At 54.3% G+C, this 15459-nt stretch carries 17 protein-coding genes; 15 read left to right on the forward strand and 2 right to left on the reverse strand.

Going from position 1 to position 15459, the window contains the following annotated elements; all coding sequences use genetic code 11:
- The first annotated feature begins 129 nt into the window (after nt 1–129).
- The 10 genes from ACFO3I_RS04245 to ACFO3I_RS04290 are packed head-to-tail and all read left to right on the forward strand — an operon-like array spanning nt 130 to nt 8120.
- The gene (locus ACFO3I_RS04245) at nt 130–819 is read left to right on the forward strand and encodes a thermostable hemolysin (protein WP_377332029.1); all 690 of its coding nucleotides are present in this window, start codon (nt 130–132) and stop codon (nt 817–819) included.
- Nucleotides 819–2279, forward strand: coding sequence for an AMP-binding protein (locus ACFO3I_RS04250; protein ID WP_377332031.1), 1461 nt, complete (start codon nt 819–821; stop codon nt 2277–2279). The genes ACFO3I_RS04245 and ACFO3I_RS04250 overlap by 1 nt, the downstream gene beginning before the upstream one ends.
- Nucleotides 2254–2934, forward strand: coding sequence for a TenA family transcriptional regulator (locus tag ACFO3I_RS04255; protein ID WP_377332033.1), 681 nt, complete (start codon nt 2254–2256; stop codon nt 2932–2934). The genes ACFO3I_RS04250 and ACFO3I_RS04255 overlap by 26 nt, the downstream gene beginning before the upstream one ends.
- Nucleotides 2931–3707, forward strand: coding sequence for an SDR family oxidoreductase (locus ACFO3I_RS04260; protein ID WP_377332035.1), 777 nt, complete (start codon nt 2931–2933; stop codon nt 3705–3707). Before ACFO3I_RS04255 ends, ACFO3I_RS04260 begins: the two co-directional genes overlap by 4 nt.
- Before the next feature lie 14 nt (nt 3708–3721).
- Nucleotides 3722–4366 carry a tetratricopeptide repeat protein gene (locus tag ACFO3I_RS04265; protein ID WP_377332037.1) on the forward strand — a complete coding sequence of 215 codons (645 nt, stop codon included), beginning with the start codon at nt 3722–3724 and terminating at the stop codon, nt 4364–4366.
- A 9-nt stretch (nt 4367–4375) separates the two neighbouring features.
- Nucleotides 4376–5035, forward strand: a complete 660-nt coding sequence (locus tag ACFO3I_RS04270; RefSeq protein WP_377332038.1) for a response regulator — start codon at nt 4376–4378, stop codon at nt 5033–5035.
- Nucleotides 5035–6336 (forward strand): sensor histidine kinase, encoded by a 1302-nt coding sequence (locus ACFO3I_RS04275; protein ID WP_377332040.1) that lies wholly within the window; start codon nt 5035–5037, stop codon nt 6334–6336. Before ACFO3I_RS04270 ends, ACFO3I_RS04275 begins: the two co-directional genes overlap by 1 nt.
- Nucleotides 6333–6695 (forward strand): cupredoxin domain-containing protein, encoded by a 363-nt coding sequence (locus tag ACFO3I_RS04280; protein ID WP_377332041.1) that lies wholly within the window; start codon nt 6333–6335, stop codon nt 6693–6695. Before ACFO3I_RS04275 ends, ACFO3I_RS04280 begins: the two co-directional genes overlap by 4 nt.
- Nucleotides 6692–7420, forward strand: a complete 729-nt coding sequence (locus tag ACFO3I_RS04285; RefSeq protein WP_377332043.1) for an FTR1 family protein — start codon at nt 6692–6694, stop codon at nt 7418–7420. The genes ACFO3I_RS04280 and ACFO3I_RS04285 overlap by 4 nt, the downstream gene beginning before the upstream one ends.
- A complete protein-coding gene (locus tag ACFO3I_RS04290) occupies nt 7410–8120 on the forward strand; it encodes a hypothetical protein (protein WP_377332045.1) in 711 nt (236 codons plus the stop codon). Before ACFO3I_RS04285 ends, ACFO3I_RS04290 begins: the two co-directional genes overlap by 11 nt.
- Nucleotides 8121–8175: 55 nt before the next feature.
- Here the strand turns inward: ACFO3I_RS04290 and ACFO3I_RS04295 are convergent, their stop codons facing one another.
- Entirely contained in the window at nt 8176–8538 is a 363-nt protein-coding gene (locus ACFO3I_RS04295) for a nuclear transport factor 2 family protein (RefSeq protein ID WP_377332047.1), read from the reverse strand.
- Between the two features lie 179 nt (nt 8539–8717).
- Nucleotides 8718–9077: a diacylglycerol kinase gene (locus ACFO3I_RS04300; RefSeq protein WP_377332049.1), complete on the reverse strand. Its 360-nt coding sequence runs from the start codon at nt 9075–9077 to the stop codon at nt 8718–8720.
- A gap of 102 nt (nt 9078–9179) precedes the next feature.
- Between ACFO3I_RS04300 and ACFO3I_RS04305 the strand changes: the two genes are divergently transcribed.
- The 5 genes from ACFO3I_RS04305 to ACFO3I_RS04325 all read left to right on the forward strand — a co-directional run bounded on the left by ACFO3I_RS04305 (nt 9180) and on the right by ACFO3I_RS04325 (nt 15347).
- Complete coding sequence (locus tag ACFO3I_RS04305; RefSeq protein ID WP_377332050.1) at nt 9180–11189, forward strand: LTA synthase family protein; 2010 nt, start codon at nt 9180–9182, stop codon at nt 11187–11189.
- Nucleotides 11190–11261: 72 nt separating this feature from the next.
- A complete protein-coding gene (locus tag ACFO3I_RS04310; RefSeq protein ID WP_377332051.1) occupies nt 11262–11984 on the forward strand; it encodes a phosphatase PAP2 family protein in 723 nt (240 codons plus the stop codon).
- Complete coding sequence (locus ACFO3I_RS04315; protein ID WP_377332053.1) at nt 11977–13650, forward strand: phosphoethanolamine transferase; 1674 nt, start codon at nt 11977–11979, stop codon at nt 13648–13650. Before ACFO3I_RS04310 ends, ACFO3I_RS04315 begins: the two co-directional genes overlap by 8 nt.
- Nucleotides 13647–13946 carry a hypothetical protein gene (locus ACFO3I_RS04320; RefSeq protein ID WP_377332055.1) on the forward strand — a complete coding sequence of 100 codons (300 nt, stop codon included), beginning with the start codon at nt 13647–13649 and terminating at the stop codon, nt 13944–13946. Before ACFO3I_RS04315 ends, ACFO3I_RS04320 begins: the two co-directional genes overlap by 4 nt.
- An 81-nt stretch (nt 13947–14027) precedes the next feature.
- Complete coding sequence (locus ACFO3I_RS04325) at nt 14028–15347, forward strand: ShlB/FhaC/HecB family protein (protein ID WP_377332056.1); 1320 nt, start codon at nt 14028–14030, stop codon at nt 15345–15347.
- Nucleotides 15348–15459: the final 112 nt, after the last annotated feature.

Genomic DNA, 15459 nt, shown 5'->3' on the forward strand with positions numbered 1-15459 from the left:
GGAAAAAGGGAGCCAGCGGCTCCTTTTTTTTGCATTTTTTTCAAACTCTTTTCACTCTTCGCATTTCTTAAGATTGCTTTAAGCTTCATCGCTCAGACTTGGTTCCAGTATGATAAACCGGAGTCGCTTATGAGCAGCTTGCCCTTATCGCAGACCGTACCAAGCCCAATACAGCTAACGCAGACGGCTGCCCACCAACTGTTACTGGTTGCTGTGACAGACCCTGCCCGCGACTCACTGCAAGCCTTTATTCAGCAGGGGTTTGCCGAATATTATCAAGCGTTAATTCCAGGCTTTATGCCGCAGTTGCTGGGCGTGCGCAGTGCCGGCGGCTGGCTGGCTGCGCTGGGGATCCGTTTTGCTGCGTCGGGAAAACTCTTTACCGAAGCTTATATGCAGCTGCCTGCAGAACAGGTGCTGCAGCAGCATGGTATCGAGGTGCGGCGCGCTGAAATTGCTGAAATCGGCCATTTACTGGCGGTGAACCGGCAGGCACTGATGCAGCTTTTTGTGCTGATGGCGCAGTCACTGCATCAACTGGGACTGACCCGGCTGGTGTTTAGTGCCACCCGCGAAGTGCAGCTGTTATTAAAACGTCATGGCATTGAGCTGACCGATTTAGGCGCTGCCGATCCGGCCTGTTTGGGCGATCAGGCCCGCTTATGGGGCAGCTACTATCAGACCAGTCCACGGCTTTGCACCTTGTCACTGGCACAGGTCACCAACAGATTGGAACAGGACGCCAAATTACAGGCGCTGATCCACCAGCACTGGCCTGACTTACATCATTTAGTCGCGGATTTGCAGGAGGTGCTGTGATGAAACTGCAATTGCCCGCAACTGCCCGTTTAACCCAATGGGGTGGCAATAGCCTGTCTAGCAACGAGTTGCTGCAGGAAGTAATGATTTGGCAGGAGTTGTTGTTAGGGTATGACGCCAGGCGAATTGTGCTGGAAGCAGATTCAGGCTTGCAGTGGGCTTTACTTGACCTGGCCTGCCTGGCCGCAGATCTCGTGCTGGTGCCATTGCCGACTTATCTGAGCTCGTCGCAACGAGACGCCGTGCTCGCTCAGTTACAGCCAGATTTGTTGATTAGTGATAGTCCAGAACAGCAGTCAGGCGAATTGCTGGAAGAGTACGCCGGATTGTCGCTGTACCGGCTGCCAATGCATGGCAATGCTTTGGTGCCAGCCGGTACGCAAAAAATTACCTTTACCTCGGGTTCTACTGGCCAGCCGAAAGGCGTCTGTTTGTCGGCGGAGCAGCAGCTGGATGTCGCACTCTGGCTGGCGGCCCGGGTGCAGCAGATCAGTCAGGGCACCCCACGGCATTTATGTCTGTTGCCATTACCTACGCTGCTGGAAAATATCGCCGGTATCTATGCGCCACTGCTCGAAGGTGGTGAAGTGGTGCTGGCCAAAGATGCAGAGCGGGGTTTTAGCGGCAGCCGGTTAACTGAACCGCAAAAACTGCTGGCACTGATTAGCCAGGTGCAGCCCAAAAGCCTGATCCTGGTGCCTGAGTTGCTGCAGTTTTTGCTGCTGGCCTGTCAGTCTGGCTGGCAGGCTCCGACTAGTCTGGAATTTATTGCCGTCGGCGGTGCCGTGGTGTCTCCGGCATTACTGCAAGCAGCTGCCAAAGCCGGTTTACCTGTGTATCAGGGCTATGGTTTAAGCGAATGTGCCTCTGTGGTGGCATTGTCGGTGGACCCGGCTGAGCAAGCTGGCGCGTCCGTTGGACTGCCGCTGGCTGGACGGCAAGTGCGGATAGAAGACGGCGAGTTGGTAGTGCAGACGCCATTTTTAGGTTATCTCGGTGAACCCGGCAGTGCCAGTGATGAAGTGCGGACCGGCGATCTGGCCAGCTGGGGACCCAATGGCGAACTGCTGATCACGGGCCGTAAGAAAAATCTGCTGATTAACAGCTTTGGCCGCAACATTTCACCGGAGTGGGTGGAGACCGCACTGACCAGCACAGGGGCCGTGATGCAGGCCATCCTGCTGGGCGATGGACAACCTGCTTGTGTTGCCTTGCTGTTTGCCCGACCTGAAGTCAGTGACCAGCAGTTGGCCGCTGTGGTCGACAGTGTGAACGCCCAATTGCCGGACTATGCCCGCATCGCCCGTTATAGCCGGTTAAGCCAACCTTTTTCAGTGGCTGAAGGTAGCCTGACCGACAATGGTCGGTTGCGCCGTCAGGCCATCCAACAGCTGTATTCTCAGCACATTGATCAGTTGTATTCAGGAGTACGTGATGAACTTTTATCCCTCTCTGCTTGAGCAAACCAGTGAAGAACGCGCTTACCTGTTAAGTGCATCGATGATCCAGCGCTGTTTTGCCGGTGATTTTACCCTGGACCACTATGTGGCGTTTTTGCTGCAGGCCTATCACCATGTGAAGCACACAGTGCCGTTATTGATGACTGTGGGAGGTCTGCTGAGCGAACAAAAAGAATGGCTGCGTGAAGCGGTGGCTGAATACATCGAGGAGGAGCTTGGCCACCAGGAATGGGTGCTGAACGATATTGCCGCCTGTGGTTATGACAAAGAACAGGCCCGTCACAGTGTGCCGGCTTTTGCCACTGAGATGATGGTGGCTTATGCCTACGATTCGGTGCGCCGCATCAGCCCGCTGGCGTTTTTTGGCATGGTGCTGGTACTGGAAGGTACTTCAATCGCGCTGGCCGAACGCGCAGCCAGCACCATCGCGGGTAAGCTGCAGTTACCGCGTAAGGCATTCAGCTACCTCAATTCGCATGGGGCCCTGGACCAAGACCATATCAAGTTCTTTGAAAGCCTGATGGACAAGATCACAGACCCGACCGATCAGGCGGTGATTGTGCATGCGGCCAAAGGGTTTTACCGCTTGTATGGCGATATTTTCCGTAGTCTGGAACAACCCCATGGTCTGAATACACTGGAGCAGGTGGCATGAAACTTCAGGGCAAAACGGTATTGTTAACCGGTGCCAGTGGTGGCATAGGTCAGGCTATTGCACAGCGGCTTGCTGCTGAAGGCGCGCGGCTTATTCTGACCGGGCGTGACCGGGCCTTATTAAAAACGCTGGCGCAGCAACTGCCGGGTAATGCGGTGTTTTTCGCCGGAGATTTAACTGATCCGGCCAGCCAGCAGCAACTGCATGAATTCGTCCGCAGCCAGGGCGGCATTGATGTGCTGATTAATAACGCGGGTATTTCGCAGTTTGGCCTGCTGGCCGAGCAGCAATTATCTGCACTGATGGCAGTGAACCTGATGGTGCCGATGCAGCTTTGTCAGTTGTTTGTGCCTATGCTGACGGCGCGTCGTGGTGCTGTGGTGAATATTGGCTCTGCCTTTGGTTCTATCGGCTTTCCTGGGTTTACCGGCTACTGCGCCACGAAATTTGGCCTGCGGGGTTTTACCGAAGCCCTGCAGCGGGAAACAGCAGATAGCGATCTGCAGGTGTTGTACCTGGCGCCGCGGGCTACCCGCACCAGTATTAACTCCCCGGCGGTTGACGCGCTGAATCAGGCGATGCAGCAGGGCGTCGACAGCCCTGAATTAGTGGCTCAATTACTTGTGCAACAACTGCAACAAGGTCGTAAACGTCGTTTTATCGGTTGGCCAGAGCGTTTGTTGGTGCGTCTGAATGGCCTGTGCCCAGCAATACTGGACTTTGGTCTTAAGCATAAGCTGAAACAAATCAAACACTTTGCGCTAAATAAATGACAGGAGAATCCAAGATGATGTTGAAAAAATTAGTATTGCTGACTGCATTGGCCTTTAGCGCCTTCAGCCAGGCTGACGTGCTCAGCGACATTCAACCTTTGCAGGACCGCTGGGCTGAAGTGAATTACAGCCTGACAGACAAAGCCAAAGAGCAAGCGTTCGCCGAGTTGGCCGCTCAGGCCGATCAGGTGGTGGCAAGTAACCCGCAAACTGCTGAAGCACTGATTTGGCGTGGCATTATTAAATCCAGCTATGCCGGTGTCAAAGGTGGGCTGGGCGCACTGAGCCTGTGCGAAGAATCCAAAGCCGATCTGGAAAAGGCGCTGGAACTGAACCCGGATGCGCTGCAAGGTTCTGCCTACACCAGTCTGGGTGCCTTGTACTTTAAAGTGCCTGGCTGGCCAATTGGCTTTGGCAGCGATAAAAAAGCCAGACAGTTACTGGAAAAAGCAGTAAGCTTAAACCCACAAGGCATTGATCCCAATTACTTTTATGCCGAGTTTCTTACCGAAGAACATGACTACAAAAAAGCATGGGAGCATTTGCAAACAGCCAAGCAGGCTCCGGCACGGCCAGACCGGCTGAGTGCGGACGCCGGACGCCAGCAAGAGATTGCTCAGCTGGAACAGAAGTTAGCGAAGAAACTGAAAAAACACTAAGGAGCTTGGATGCGGATTTTGCTGGTTGAGGATGATGCGGCGCTGAGTCAGGCGCTGCAACTGGCGCTGACAGAGCAGGGCTTTGTCGTCAATGCGGTCAGCACAGGCCGCGACGCGCAAATGGTGATCCGCACTTCCGACTGTGACGCGGTGATCCTGGATCTCGGCCTGCCCGATATGGATGGGCTGGAGGTACTCAAGTTTGCCCGTCAAAAAGCATCCCGCTTACCTGTGTTGGTGTTGACTGCCCGCGACGGTGTGGACGACCGCATCCGCGGGCTGGATTTAGGCGCCGACGATTACCTGGTGAAACCTTTTGCCATGGCTGAGTTATTCGCCAGGCTTCGGGTGATTGAACGTCGCCTTGGCACCGCCTCAAGCTCGATGGTGCGGGTGGGCGAGCTGTCGCTCGACAGCAGCCAGCAGCAAGTGTTTCTGGCGGAACAGCCACTTGACCTGTCCCGCCGCGAATACATGGTGCTCAAAGCGCTGATGGAATCGGCGGGGCGTATAAAAACCCGTGAACAACTGGAAGCCAGCCTTTATGCCTGGGGTGAAGAAGTCGCCAGCAATGCGCTGGAAGTGCATATTTCCAATTTGCGCAAAAAGCTGCCAAATGGCTTTATTAAAACCATCCGAGGGGTGGGCTACAGCGTAAGCCAGCACTGATGCGTTCTGTACGCCATTACCTGTTGACCATTCTGATTGCCTTGCTGACGCTGACCAGTTTTCTGGCCGCGGTGCAAAGCTATCGCCAGAGTGTTGACCGCTCCGAACAACTATTCGACCAGGACTTGCAGTTGCTTTCGGCTGCCGTCTTAGCCAATGTGGGGGCTAAAAGCCCGCAGGGGCTGGAAAGCCTGGCCATCCAGTTATGGCAGCGGCAAGAGCTGCGCTTTGCCAGCGCCTTAGCGCCACAGCACCTGATCACCCAGACCGCCGGTTTTAGCGAACAAAACTTTGTCGGCAAACGCTGGCGTGTTTACGCCCATGCTCAGGATGACTGGTGGGTGGTGGTGGCCCAGCCTTTGCAGCAGCGTCAGTCACTGGCCGACGAGATGGTGATCGCGTCTATTTACCCTGTGCTCTGGAGCTTACCCTTGCAGGCCTTGTTAATTTGGCTGGTGGTCAGCCGGGCGCTGGCGCCGCTAAAACGCTTTTCGGCGCAGCTGGCCAGCAAAAAAGCCAACGACTTAACTCCGGTCAAGCTACCCGCCGTGCCGGAAGAATTACAGCAGGTGCTCAACACCACCAATCAGCTGCTGACCCGCTTACACGATGCCTTTGAACGGGAAAAACGTTTTGCCTCAGACGTCGCGCATGAACTGCGTAACCCGCTGAGCACGCTGCAAATTAACCTGCATAATGCCTTGTCAGCCTGGCAGCAATCGGGCCAGCAGCAAGGTCAGCATTCAATGGCCCAGTTGCAGCAAGGTGTGGAACGTATGAGCCAGCTGATTGAACAGATCATGCTGCTGAACCGCACCAATCCGGAGGTGTTTCAGGCGCAAATGCAGCCGCTGGACTGGGCTGAGCTGTGCCGTGAAGTCATTGCCGAGCAATACCCGCAGCTGGAAAAAAAGCAGCAGCAAATCGAGCTGCTTGGCGAAGAGCAACTGACAGTGCGGGCCGACCCTTTTGCGTTGAAATTATTAATGAGTAACCTGCTGGGTAATGCCTGTAAATACACACCGGCAGGAGGGCAATTGCAACTGAAGTTAAGCCGGATGCCCAATATGGCACGGCTGGAAGTGGAAGATAACGGACCAGGTATGGCAGAGCAGGAATTTGAGCGGGCATTTGACCGCTTTTATCGGGTGGGTGGCGACCGGCATCAGTCAGGCACACCGGGCTCGGGCCTTGGTCTGGCCATTGTGAAAGAGCTGGTCAAACTGCATCAGGGCCGGATTTGGCTTAGTCATTCCCAGTGGCCAACAGGCCTGAAAGTGACAGTGGAGTTGCCGTTATGATCAGGCTGCAACGCCTGATGGCGTTTTTTCTGCTGCTTGCTGGTAAGGCGCTGGCTGACCCTCTGCAGTTTGAACTCGAGATCAAACAACATCTGTTCAACCCTTCGGTGTTGTACGTGCCAGCTGGGCAAAAATTCCGGCTGAAAGTCAGCAACCTGGACCCTACGCCGGAAGAATTTGAAAGCTTCAGTCTTAACCGGGAAAAGGTCATTCTGGGGCGACGCTCTGCCGTGTTGTATTTGGGGCCGTTGGAGGTTGGCGAGTACCCGTTTTTTGGTGAATTTAACCCGGACAGTGCGCAGGGCACGCTGATAGCGCTGCCGGCGGCTGAATGGGAGAAACGGGAGCCGAAGCCATGATTAACAGTCTGCTGATGTGGCTGCGGGAATTACTGCCTTTAGTGATGTTGCTCAGCTTCGCTTTGGCCTGGCTGCAACCTGGCCTGCGGGCTTTGTTGTTGCCGGTGCTGCTGCAAACGGCGCTGCTGCTGTTGCCTGCTTGGTGGTTTCTGGACCCGCTGCTCAGTAGTCTGGATGGGATGGGGCTGGATTGGAGCTATTGTCTGTTGTACGTGCTGGGGACCACGGCGTTGCTGGTCGCGGCGAGATACAGCCAGTACAGACGCCGGGCGCTGTCGCTGTCGATCACCGTTTTGTGCTGCATTCATTTATTAAACCTCAGCCTGTTTGGCAGTGGCCTTCTGCATGGCGACAGCCAGTGGCAGGCCATTGCCACCGGCACCGCTTTAGCGCTGGGGATTAATGGCAGTATTGCGGTGCTTTGGTATTACCTGCTGCTTGAGGTGTCGGTGCCGTGTCGCTGGATTTGGCGACTGGTGCTGGCGCTGCTCTGTGCCCGTCAGGCGGTGATGGCGGTGACCTTTGCCACCCAGTTGGACGTGATTAACCCCGGGCCTTTGCTGTGGGACACCGAACGCTGGCTGAACGAGTCGTCGGAGCTGGGCTATTTGTTGCAGGCGTTGCTGGGTTATGAAGCCACGCCGAGTCTGGCGCAACTGTTGGTTTTTTTGATGGCATCGCTGGCAGTACTGCTGTGGATGCGGGAGGGTTCTGATGAAGGCTAATCAGATGCTGATGGTGCTGACGCTGGCGCTATGCACAAAGCTGGCCTGGGCCGATGGTCGGGTGGTGGACAAGGTCTACCATCCCTATGTGAATGCGCTGGAGCGCGAGTTTGAATACCGCTATTTTTATCAGCGCCAATCCGACCATCCAAATAACAATGCGATGGGGCAGAAGCTCGGTTATGGTTTTTCAGTCTCGGACCGGATGGCGCTGGAATTGTACTTAAATGCGGAGCGTATCCATCCGGACGATTACCGCCTGTCTGGTTATGAAGCGGAGCTGCGCTGGATGCTGACAGAGCAGGGCCAATACAGTGCGGACTGGGCGTTGCTGTTTGAACTGGAGCGGCAAAACAACGACGACAATTATGAATTGACTACCGGTGTCTTGGTGGAAAAAGAATTCGGCCCAACCAGCCTGACCGTAAATGCCTTGTTGGTGTATGAGTGGGGCCAGACCTTAAAAGATGAAATTGAATCTGAGTTTCGCGCTCAGTACCGTTACCGTTATTTGCCAGCCCTGCAGCCTTCCATTGAGCTCTATAGTGGCGAGAAATACAAAGGTGCAGGGCCTGGTTTTATGGGGGTGCATAAATTCAGCACCATGCAACAGCTGAAGTGGGAAGCGGCCGTGGTATTTGCCATCGACAACCAAACCGTGGACAAAACCATCCGTTTTGCTCTGGAGTTTGAGTTTTGATCCAAAGTGCTGTGGTAATGCTTCAGCCTTTCATTAACCAGCAATTAGCCTGTACTCAACCGCCGATCAGGCGTGGCTCAGTCATGGCAAAAGAGGCGGTCTGGATCAGGCCGTCTCTGATTTCATAAATACAGAGCATTTCAACCTCAGCTTTGCCTTCCGGTAAATTGCGGATGATCAGTTCCTTGTCCACCACCAGATTGCCCATGACCAGCCTGTTGAGTAACCGGGCATGCAGATCGGGTTCCTGAAAACGGCTGAGCATGCGTTCACGTAGTTGCGCATGGCCCTCGGCAAAACAGTCGCCATGCAAATGAAACTGTCTGGCGTCTTTGGCGTAAGTGCCAAGCCAGGCGTCAATATCTTTGGTGTTATAAGCATCCAGCTGGCGCTGGATCAGGTCGGTTGCGTTGTGCATAGCGGGTTTCTCAATCTGAGGGGGGAGAGCCCAATGCTAACCTGGTTGTTCGCCAATGCGCAGTCATCCCAGGGAAACATTAAGTTGATAAACGCAATGACAAAATGCGGCAGAGATGGTCGCTGTTGCGTAGCTTAAGCTGGCGTTGACTGCGGTGTTGATGGGGCGCTCGCATTTCGTTAAGACCACAAAATGCAGGCCCAGGTCAGCGCGGTACACAGCATCATCACCAGCACAGTGGCGGAGCCGACGTCTTTGGCTTTACCGCTCAGCGGATGAAAATCGGCGCCGACCCTGTCCACCACAGCTTCAATGGCGGTATTGATCAGCTCCGTCACCAAAATCAGATACAAACTCAGCAGCAATACCGCCCGTTCCAGCGCGCTGACATGCAGCAGAAAAGCAACAGGCGTCAGCAGGGCAATCAGCACAATTTCCTGACGTATAGCGGCTTCCGACTGCCAGCTGCTTTTTAAGCCTTGCCAGGAATAGACAGACGCGTTCAGCACCCGGCGCAGGCCTTGTTGGTTTGGTTTCATAAGGACTCCTTTAGTTGCGCAGAGCCTAACCAGTCCGCCTTAAGGATTTCTTAAGGCTGGGGTTTTATCTTGGTGCTGTAGTAATTAACGAACTGACTTCAGATGACTCAAATAAAACAAAAAAACACCTTGGCCATGCTGTGCGGCCCTTATCTTTACCTGATGAAAATGATCCTGCTGGGTTTGGTTTTGCTGAGTGCAAGCCGCATAGGCTTGGTACTTTGGCAATCCGACCGGGTGCTGGCGGTGGCCGATATCGGCCCGATTTTTTTGCAAGGGGTAAGGGCGGACTTGATTTTGCTTTGCCTGCTTGCAGCCTTACCTGTGTTGTTGGCGCTGCCCTTAGCCCAGTCGCGCTGGCAGCACTTCTGGTTTAAAGCCACGTACCTCTGGAGCCTGCTGGCGCTGGTGGCTGTTGTGTTTCTTGAACTGTCGACTCCGGCATTTTTACAGCAATACGATATCCGGCCCAACCGCTTGTACATTGAATACCTGAAGTACCCTAAAGAAGTGTTTTCAACGTTATGGCAGGGCTTTCGCACTGTGTTGATCGCAGGTGTCGCTGCGACCCTGGCAGTGGGGTATGGCTTGGCACGCCTGTTAAAGGTCGCGCCAGCCGAACAGCAGCTGGGCTCGTTAAAACGCAGGCTGTTGTTGTGGCCATTGATGGTATTGCTGGTATTTGCCGGTATTCGTTCCACCACGGACCACAGACCGGCCAACCCGGCGTTTTTTGCCATTACCAGTGATGCCATGGTGAATTCTCTGGTGATTAACTCGGGTTATTCAGTGCTCTATGCGCTTTATTCGTTACGCCATGAAGAGCGCAGTACGGATGTCTATGGCAAGCTCGACAGCAAAACCATGCTGGAGCTGAGCCGGAACTGGCCCTGGCTGCAAAAATACAGTTTCCCCAACCCTGAATTACCTACCTTGCATTGGCAACAAGCGGCAGTGCAACGGCCAAAACCAAAGAATATTGTGATTATTCTGCAGGAAAGTCTGGGCGCTACTTTTGTACAGTCGCTCGGCGGAGCTGCGGTCACGCCTGAGCTTGAGAAGCTGAAATCAGACGGCATCTGGTTTGATAACCTCTACGCCACCGGCACCCGCTCTGTGCGCGGCATTGAAGCCGTGGTGGCCGGTTTTATGCCGACCCCGGCGCAGTCAGTGGTCAAGCTGTCGAACAGTCAGCGCGGTTTTGCTACTCTGGCGTCTGTGTTGCAACAGCAGGGCTACCAAACCCAGTTTATTTATGGTGGTGAGGCGCATTTTGACAATATGCGCAGTTTTTTTACCGGCAATGGCTTTCACCAGATTGTCGATTTACCGCAGATTAAAAACCCAGTGCTGGTCGGCAGTTGGGGCGCCAGTGATGAAGATTTGTTTAACACCGCTCATCAACAACTGACCCAGCTACATCAGCAAGACCAGCCGTTTTTCAGCCTGATTTTTACCTCCAGTAATCATGAACCGTTCGAATTCCCTGATGGCCGCATCAGTTTGTACCAAGAGCCGAAGGCCACGGCGTACAACGCCGTCAAGTATGCCGACTGGGCCATGGGGCAGTTTATCGCCAAAGCCCGGCAAAGTGAGTACTGGCAAGACACACTGTTTTTAATTGTCGCGGACCATGATAATCGGGTCTACGGCAGCAATCTGGTGCCGGTGGAGAAGTTCCGTATTCCTGGGCTGATCCTGGGTGCGGATCTTGAACCCCGCCATATCACCCCACTGGCCAGTCAGATTGATCTGGCTCCAACGTTACTCAGCCTGGCTGGCGTGTCGGCTTGCCATCCCATGCTGGGCCGCGATTTTGTCGCCGACCCCAGCAGTCCGGGCCGCGCCTTGCTGCAGTTCGATAACCTGTTTGCACTGATGACAGAGCAGCAACTGACTATTCTGAAGCCTGACGGCTCCGCAGTGGCGGCCAACTATGACCAAACCAGCCGTACGCTAAAGCTGTCGACACAGCCGGTGTCTCCTGCGGCGCAGCAACAAGCGCTGGCGCAGGTGCAGCTGCCTTCATTTCTTTATCGCGAGCAGCGCTATCCGGGGAACGCCCGCTGTGAGGCAGTCGGCGCAACGGCCTCTCGGGTGACGGCTAAATAAATTTTCTCTTAAGCATTTCTTAAGTCTGACTGAGTAGTGTGAAGGCATAGACGCAGGATCCGGAGTAACGCTTTGTCTTTGTTCAATAGAGCCCAGCTGTTTGGTCAGCTGATAGCCCTGCCAACCTTGCTGTTTACACTGTTATTCAGCCTGTTTTACGTCGCGGGGTATGACTTTTCCGTGGCTGGATTTTATTACCGGCTCGAAGGCGGGCATTGGGCGCTGCAACAGCATTGGTTGCTGCAAGATGTGCTGCATTCCAGTGCCCGTCAACTGAATACCCTGATGGTGATGGCGGTGCTTGTGATCTGCATCTGGCGGCAATTGACGGCGTCAGACCAACGCAGAGCCAGTTGTATCTTGCTGCTATCGCTGCTGCTGAGTTTCGGCCTGGTTGCGCTTATCAAAAAGGCGTTACCGGCCGCCTGCCCATGGGATTTGCAGGCATTTGGCGGCGTACAGCCGTTTAACTGGCTGTGGCATAGCCCGGCACCTGGTGCAGTACTTGGCCAATGTTTCCCGGCGGGGCATGCCAGCGCCGGCTTTGGCTGGTTGGCGCTTTATTTCTACTGGCGCGACAGTTCAGCCGCGCGGGCCAAAACCGCTCTTTTCGGAGCGCTGCTGCTGGGTACTGGTCTTGGTCTGGTGCAGCAACTGCGCGGCGCTCATTTTATTTCGCACGATATAACCAGCGCCTGGCTTTGCTGGTGTTGCTGTTCTTTTATCTACGCATTTATGGCTGATCTGCCGGGGCAGAATGCGACACAAAGCTCCTTGAGGGAAGGTTATGTCTGATTCACTACTCCGCTTTCCGGCACTGCTATGGCTAAAAAAAGAAGCGGCACCTTGTCACAGCTGGCATCCGCTGTTGTTCTCTGTGGTGGCGGCCAGTGCCATGACCTTAATGTTCAACGAGGCTTTTTTTCAGGCATTGCAACACCATATTCCGGGCCAGTTTGGCTTACAACTCAGTTTGCTGGCGCTGGTATTTTTACTGAACCTGTTGCTGGTGCTGTTGTTTGGTCAGGGGCGGGCACTGAAACCTGTGGTGCTCATGCTGTTTTTTGCCGGTGCGGCTGCGTCCTACTTTCAGCATAGTTTTGGCGTGGTGTTGGATAAAGATATGTTGCAAAACGCACTGGAAACCGACAGTGCGGAAGCTCGCGGCCTGCTGAGTCTGGATTTAATCTGGCATCTGGCTCAGTGGATGGCTTTCCCTGTACTGCTCTGTGTGGTTGCCCGTATTCAGGGGCAGAGCTGGCGGCAACGCCTGCTGCATTCGGCTGCTGCCACTGCGGTTGTGTTACTGAGTGTTGCTGCACTGGGGGCTGCGCAGTTCAGTGAACTGGCACCATTTTTCCGCAATTACCGCGATGTGAAGCATCTGGCGTTGCCGGTCAGTCCGGTGATCGCGGCAAGTTCACTGGCCGCAAAACAGTTAAAGGCGGCAGTGCCGCAGCAGTTTGAAGTATTGGCGCGAGACGCCAGCCGCCCAGCAGCCGTGGCCGGGCAAAAACCAAAGCTGCTGGTGTTGGTACTGGGTGAAACTGCGCGGGCCGATCATTTCAAGCTCAATGGTTATGAGCGTGACACCACGCCGCTACTAGACCAGTTGCCGGTTTATAGCTTTGCATCCGTGTCTTCCTGCGGCACAGCTACTGCGCATTCAGTGCCTTGTATGTTTTCAGTGCAAAACCGTGACAACTACGACGAAACCGTGGCGAAAAACAGCAGTAATGTGCTGGATATTCTGGCAGCGACCGGCGTGGATGCCTACTGGCTGGACAATAACTCAGGCTGTAAGGGCGTGTGTGACCGGCTGCCTTCCGAGTTTCTGTTTGAGCAACCCGACCCACGCTGTACGGGCGGCCAATGCCTGGACTCGGTGCTGCTGGATGCGCTAAAGCAGCAACTGTCCGTTGCACAGACGAATACAGCGGTAGACCGTATTATTGTGCTGCATCAACTGGGCAGCCATGGCCCGGAATATTTCCGCCGCAGCGCTGCCGCCGACAAGCACTTTTTACCTGAATGCACCGACAAACAAATTCAGCTCTGTGCCCCTGAGCAGATTATCAATGCCTATGACAACAGCATAGTGGCGACCGACCAGTTGCTGGCGTCGGTGATTGCCGAACTGGGTCAGCAGACGGGCTACGACAGCGCGATGTTGTATCTGTCCGACCATGGCGAATCATTGGGCGAAAACGGCGTTTATCTGCACGGCTTGCCGTATTGGATGGCGCCAGAGGCGCAAACCCATATTCCGATGATCTGGTGGATGTCTGCCGACGAAGCAGATACGGAGCTGTTGGATAAAGACTGCCTGAAGCAGCAACAGCAGCAACCACTCAGCCAGGACTACTTATTTCACACCTTGTTAGGCTTTTTTAACGTCAGTACGTCCTTGTATCAATCCAGGCTCGATTTTCTGGCACCTTGCCGCAGAGGTGATCTATGAGAATAGGGGTAGTCAGTTGTCTGTGTTTGCCCTTCGCTGCAATGGCAGCGCAACAGGAAGTTGACCTGACTGAAATGTGCCGCTTGGTCCGGCAAAAGCCAAATCCACAGATCCAGCATCAGCAAGTGCCCGCATCGGAAGATGAGCAGCCGACCATTCGGATTAAAAGGCTGCAAATTAATAACCACCCGATTTTTGATGAGACTGCAGAGGACTCATTCTGGATACACGAGTTTGCCAACTGGATGCATATCGAAACCAAAGTGTCGGCTATCCGCCGCGAGTTGCCCTTTTAAGAAGGGGATACGATTAAAGCCAGCGATTTAGCCGAAGCCGAGCGCCTGCTGCGTGACAAGTCCTATATCAATGACGCCAAAGTGCAGCGGGTTGGCGACTGTGATCAGGACGTCGAAGTGCAGGTGGATAGCTGGGATAACTGGAGCCTGTTGCCTGCAGTCGGCTTTGGTCGCAGCAGTGGCCACAATAAATATTCCTTTGGTTTTAAAGAAGATAACCTGCTGGGTTATGGTGTCCGGACGTCATTAAAGTACCAGTCTGATTACTTGCGCTCAGGTTACGAGTTAAAAGTTGAAGCGCCGTTGCAGCTGTTGTCGGATGCCAGCCCGGACCACAGCTATCTGTTGTTGGAACTGACCGACAATGATGACGGCAACACCTACCATATTGCACTCGACAAACCCTTTTATCTGGATGACAGCCTGTGGATGGCCCACACCGAGTGGCTGGATGACAGCAAGCTGGAACAGGTGTATCACAACGGCGAGCTGGAGCGTAGCTTCTTCAGTCAGCATCAGCTGGCAGAACTGTCGGGAGGCTATTTATGGCGTTTTGTCGACAACACCAGCTGGCGTGTATTGGCGGGGGTAACGCGGGAAGACTGGCAATTTGACATGCCCCAAGGGCTGGACCCGCAGGCGGCACCCGCTGACAGACGCCGCAATTTCATCTGGACTGGGCTCGAGTACAAAGAGTTTGCTTATCAGGTGCTGCAGGACCTGTATTTTATCGGCCGGCCAGAAGACATTAATCTGGGCTGGCGCGCCCAGCTGAAGCTTGGAGTGCTGACCGGTGACAGTGGCAGCAGGGTGTTAGCGGAGCTGTCCAAAGGCTGGGCCTGGCATCAGCATGTCACCCTGACACAGAATAAACTGGATTGGATAGCAGGCGTCAGCGATGGTGATTTTCATCAGTGGTCATTTCAGGTTGAAGATTACTGGCGCCTTGGTCAGAACTGGACCTGGATGAATAAGGCTGACCTGATTTCCCGCAACCGTAATTACGCCGAACAACCGCTGGAACTTGGCGGCGAAACCGGTTTAAGGGGCTACCCTGTACAATTTCAACATGGCCTGAACAGCGCAGTAGTGAGCTCTGAACTGCGCTGGTACCCACGTTGGAGCTGGCGTCAGATACTGGATTTTGGCTTTGTTGGTTTTGTCGACTACGGCCGGGCCTGGGGCGGCCGGGTGGCGTCAGGCCCGCTCGACAGCAACGCCGATTTACAGTCGGCCAATATCAGTGACCAGTGGCTTGGCAGCATAGGGGCAGGGCTGCGAATTTTCTCCAGCAAGTCGAGTAACCACCATGTGGTACACCTGGATTTATCCACTCCAATCAGTTCGGTGCCCGGAGTGGATCCCTGGGAAGTGCAGCTGATGGTGTCAGACCGATTCTAATCTGAGCGACGCTGACGGCTTTTGCTTGTTCTGCAGTGTTCAGCCCTAGCGTCGTGCATTTCTGCTGTTATAATGCGGCCCATCTATCGCTTGGTTATTACCGCATTCACAA

Source organism: Rheinheimera marina, assembly GCF_042654345.1.
GTDB lineage: Bacteria > Pseudomonadota > Gammaproteobacteria > Enterobacterales > Alteromonadaceae > Pararheinheimera > Pararheinheimera marina.

Coding starts and splice junctions, on each gene's coding strand:
- ACFO3I_RS04265 (WP_377332037.1), top strand. CDS start 3,722: ATGATGTTGAAAAAATTAGTATTGCTGACTGCATTGGCCTTTAGCGCC.
- ACFO3I_RS04315 (WP_377332053.1), top strand. CDS start 11,977: ATGTCTGATTCACTACTCCGCTTTCCGGCACTGCTATGGCTAAAAAAA.
- ACFO3I_RS04320 (WP_377332055.1), top strand. CDS start 13,647: ATGAGAATAGGGGTAGTCAGTTGTCTGTGTTTGCCCTTCGCTGCAATG.
- ACFO3I_RS04300 (WP_377332049.1), bottom strand. CDS start 9,077: ATGAAACCAAACCAACAAGGCCTGCGCCGGGTGCTGAACGCGTCTGTC.
- ACFO3I_RS04305 (WP_377332050.1), top strand. CDS start 9,180: ATGACTCAAATAAAACAAAAAAACACCTTGGCCATGCTGTGCGGCCCT.
- ACFO3I_RS04275 (WP_377332040.1), top strand. CDS start 5,035: ATGCGTTCTGTACGCCATTACCTGTTGACCATTCTGATTGCCTTGCTG.
- ACFO3I_RS04250 (WP_377332031.1), top strand. CDS start 819: ATGAAACTGCAATTGCCCGCAACTGCCCGTTTAACCCAATGGGGTGGC.
- ACFO3I_RS04285 (WP_377332043.1), top strand. CDS start 6,692: ATGATTAACAGTCTGCTGATGTGGCTGCGGGAATTACTGCCTTTAGTG.
- ACFO3I_RS04245 (WP_377332029.1), top strand. CDS start 130: ATGAGCAGCTTGCCCTTATCGCAGACCGTACCAAGCCCAATACAGCTA.
- ACFO3I_RS04270 (WP_377332038.1), top strand. CDS start 4,376: ATGCGGATTTTGCTGGTTGAGGATGATGCGGCGCTGAGTCAGGCGCTG.
- ACFO3I_RS04290 (WP_377332045.1), top strand. CDS start 7,410: ATGAAGGCTAATCAGATGCTGATGGTGCTGACGCTGGCGCTATGCACA.
- ACFO3I_RS04295 (WP_377332047.1), bottom strand. CDS start 8,538: ATGCACAACGCAACCGACCTGATCCAGCGCCAGCTGGATGCTTATAAC.
- ACFO3I_RS04260 (WP_377332035.1), top strand. CDS start 2,931: ATGAAACTTCAGGGCAAAACGGTATTGTTAACCGGTGCCAGTGGTGGC.
- ACFO3I_RS04255 (WP_377332033.1), top strand. CDS start 2,254: ATGAACTTTTATCCCTCTCTGCTTGAGCAAACCAGTGAAGAACGCGCT.
- ACFO3I_RS04280 (WP_377332041.1), top strand. CDS start 6,333: ATGATCAGGCTGCAACGCCTGATGGCGTTTTTTCTGCTGCTTGCTGGT.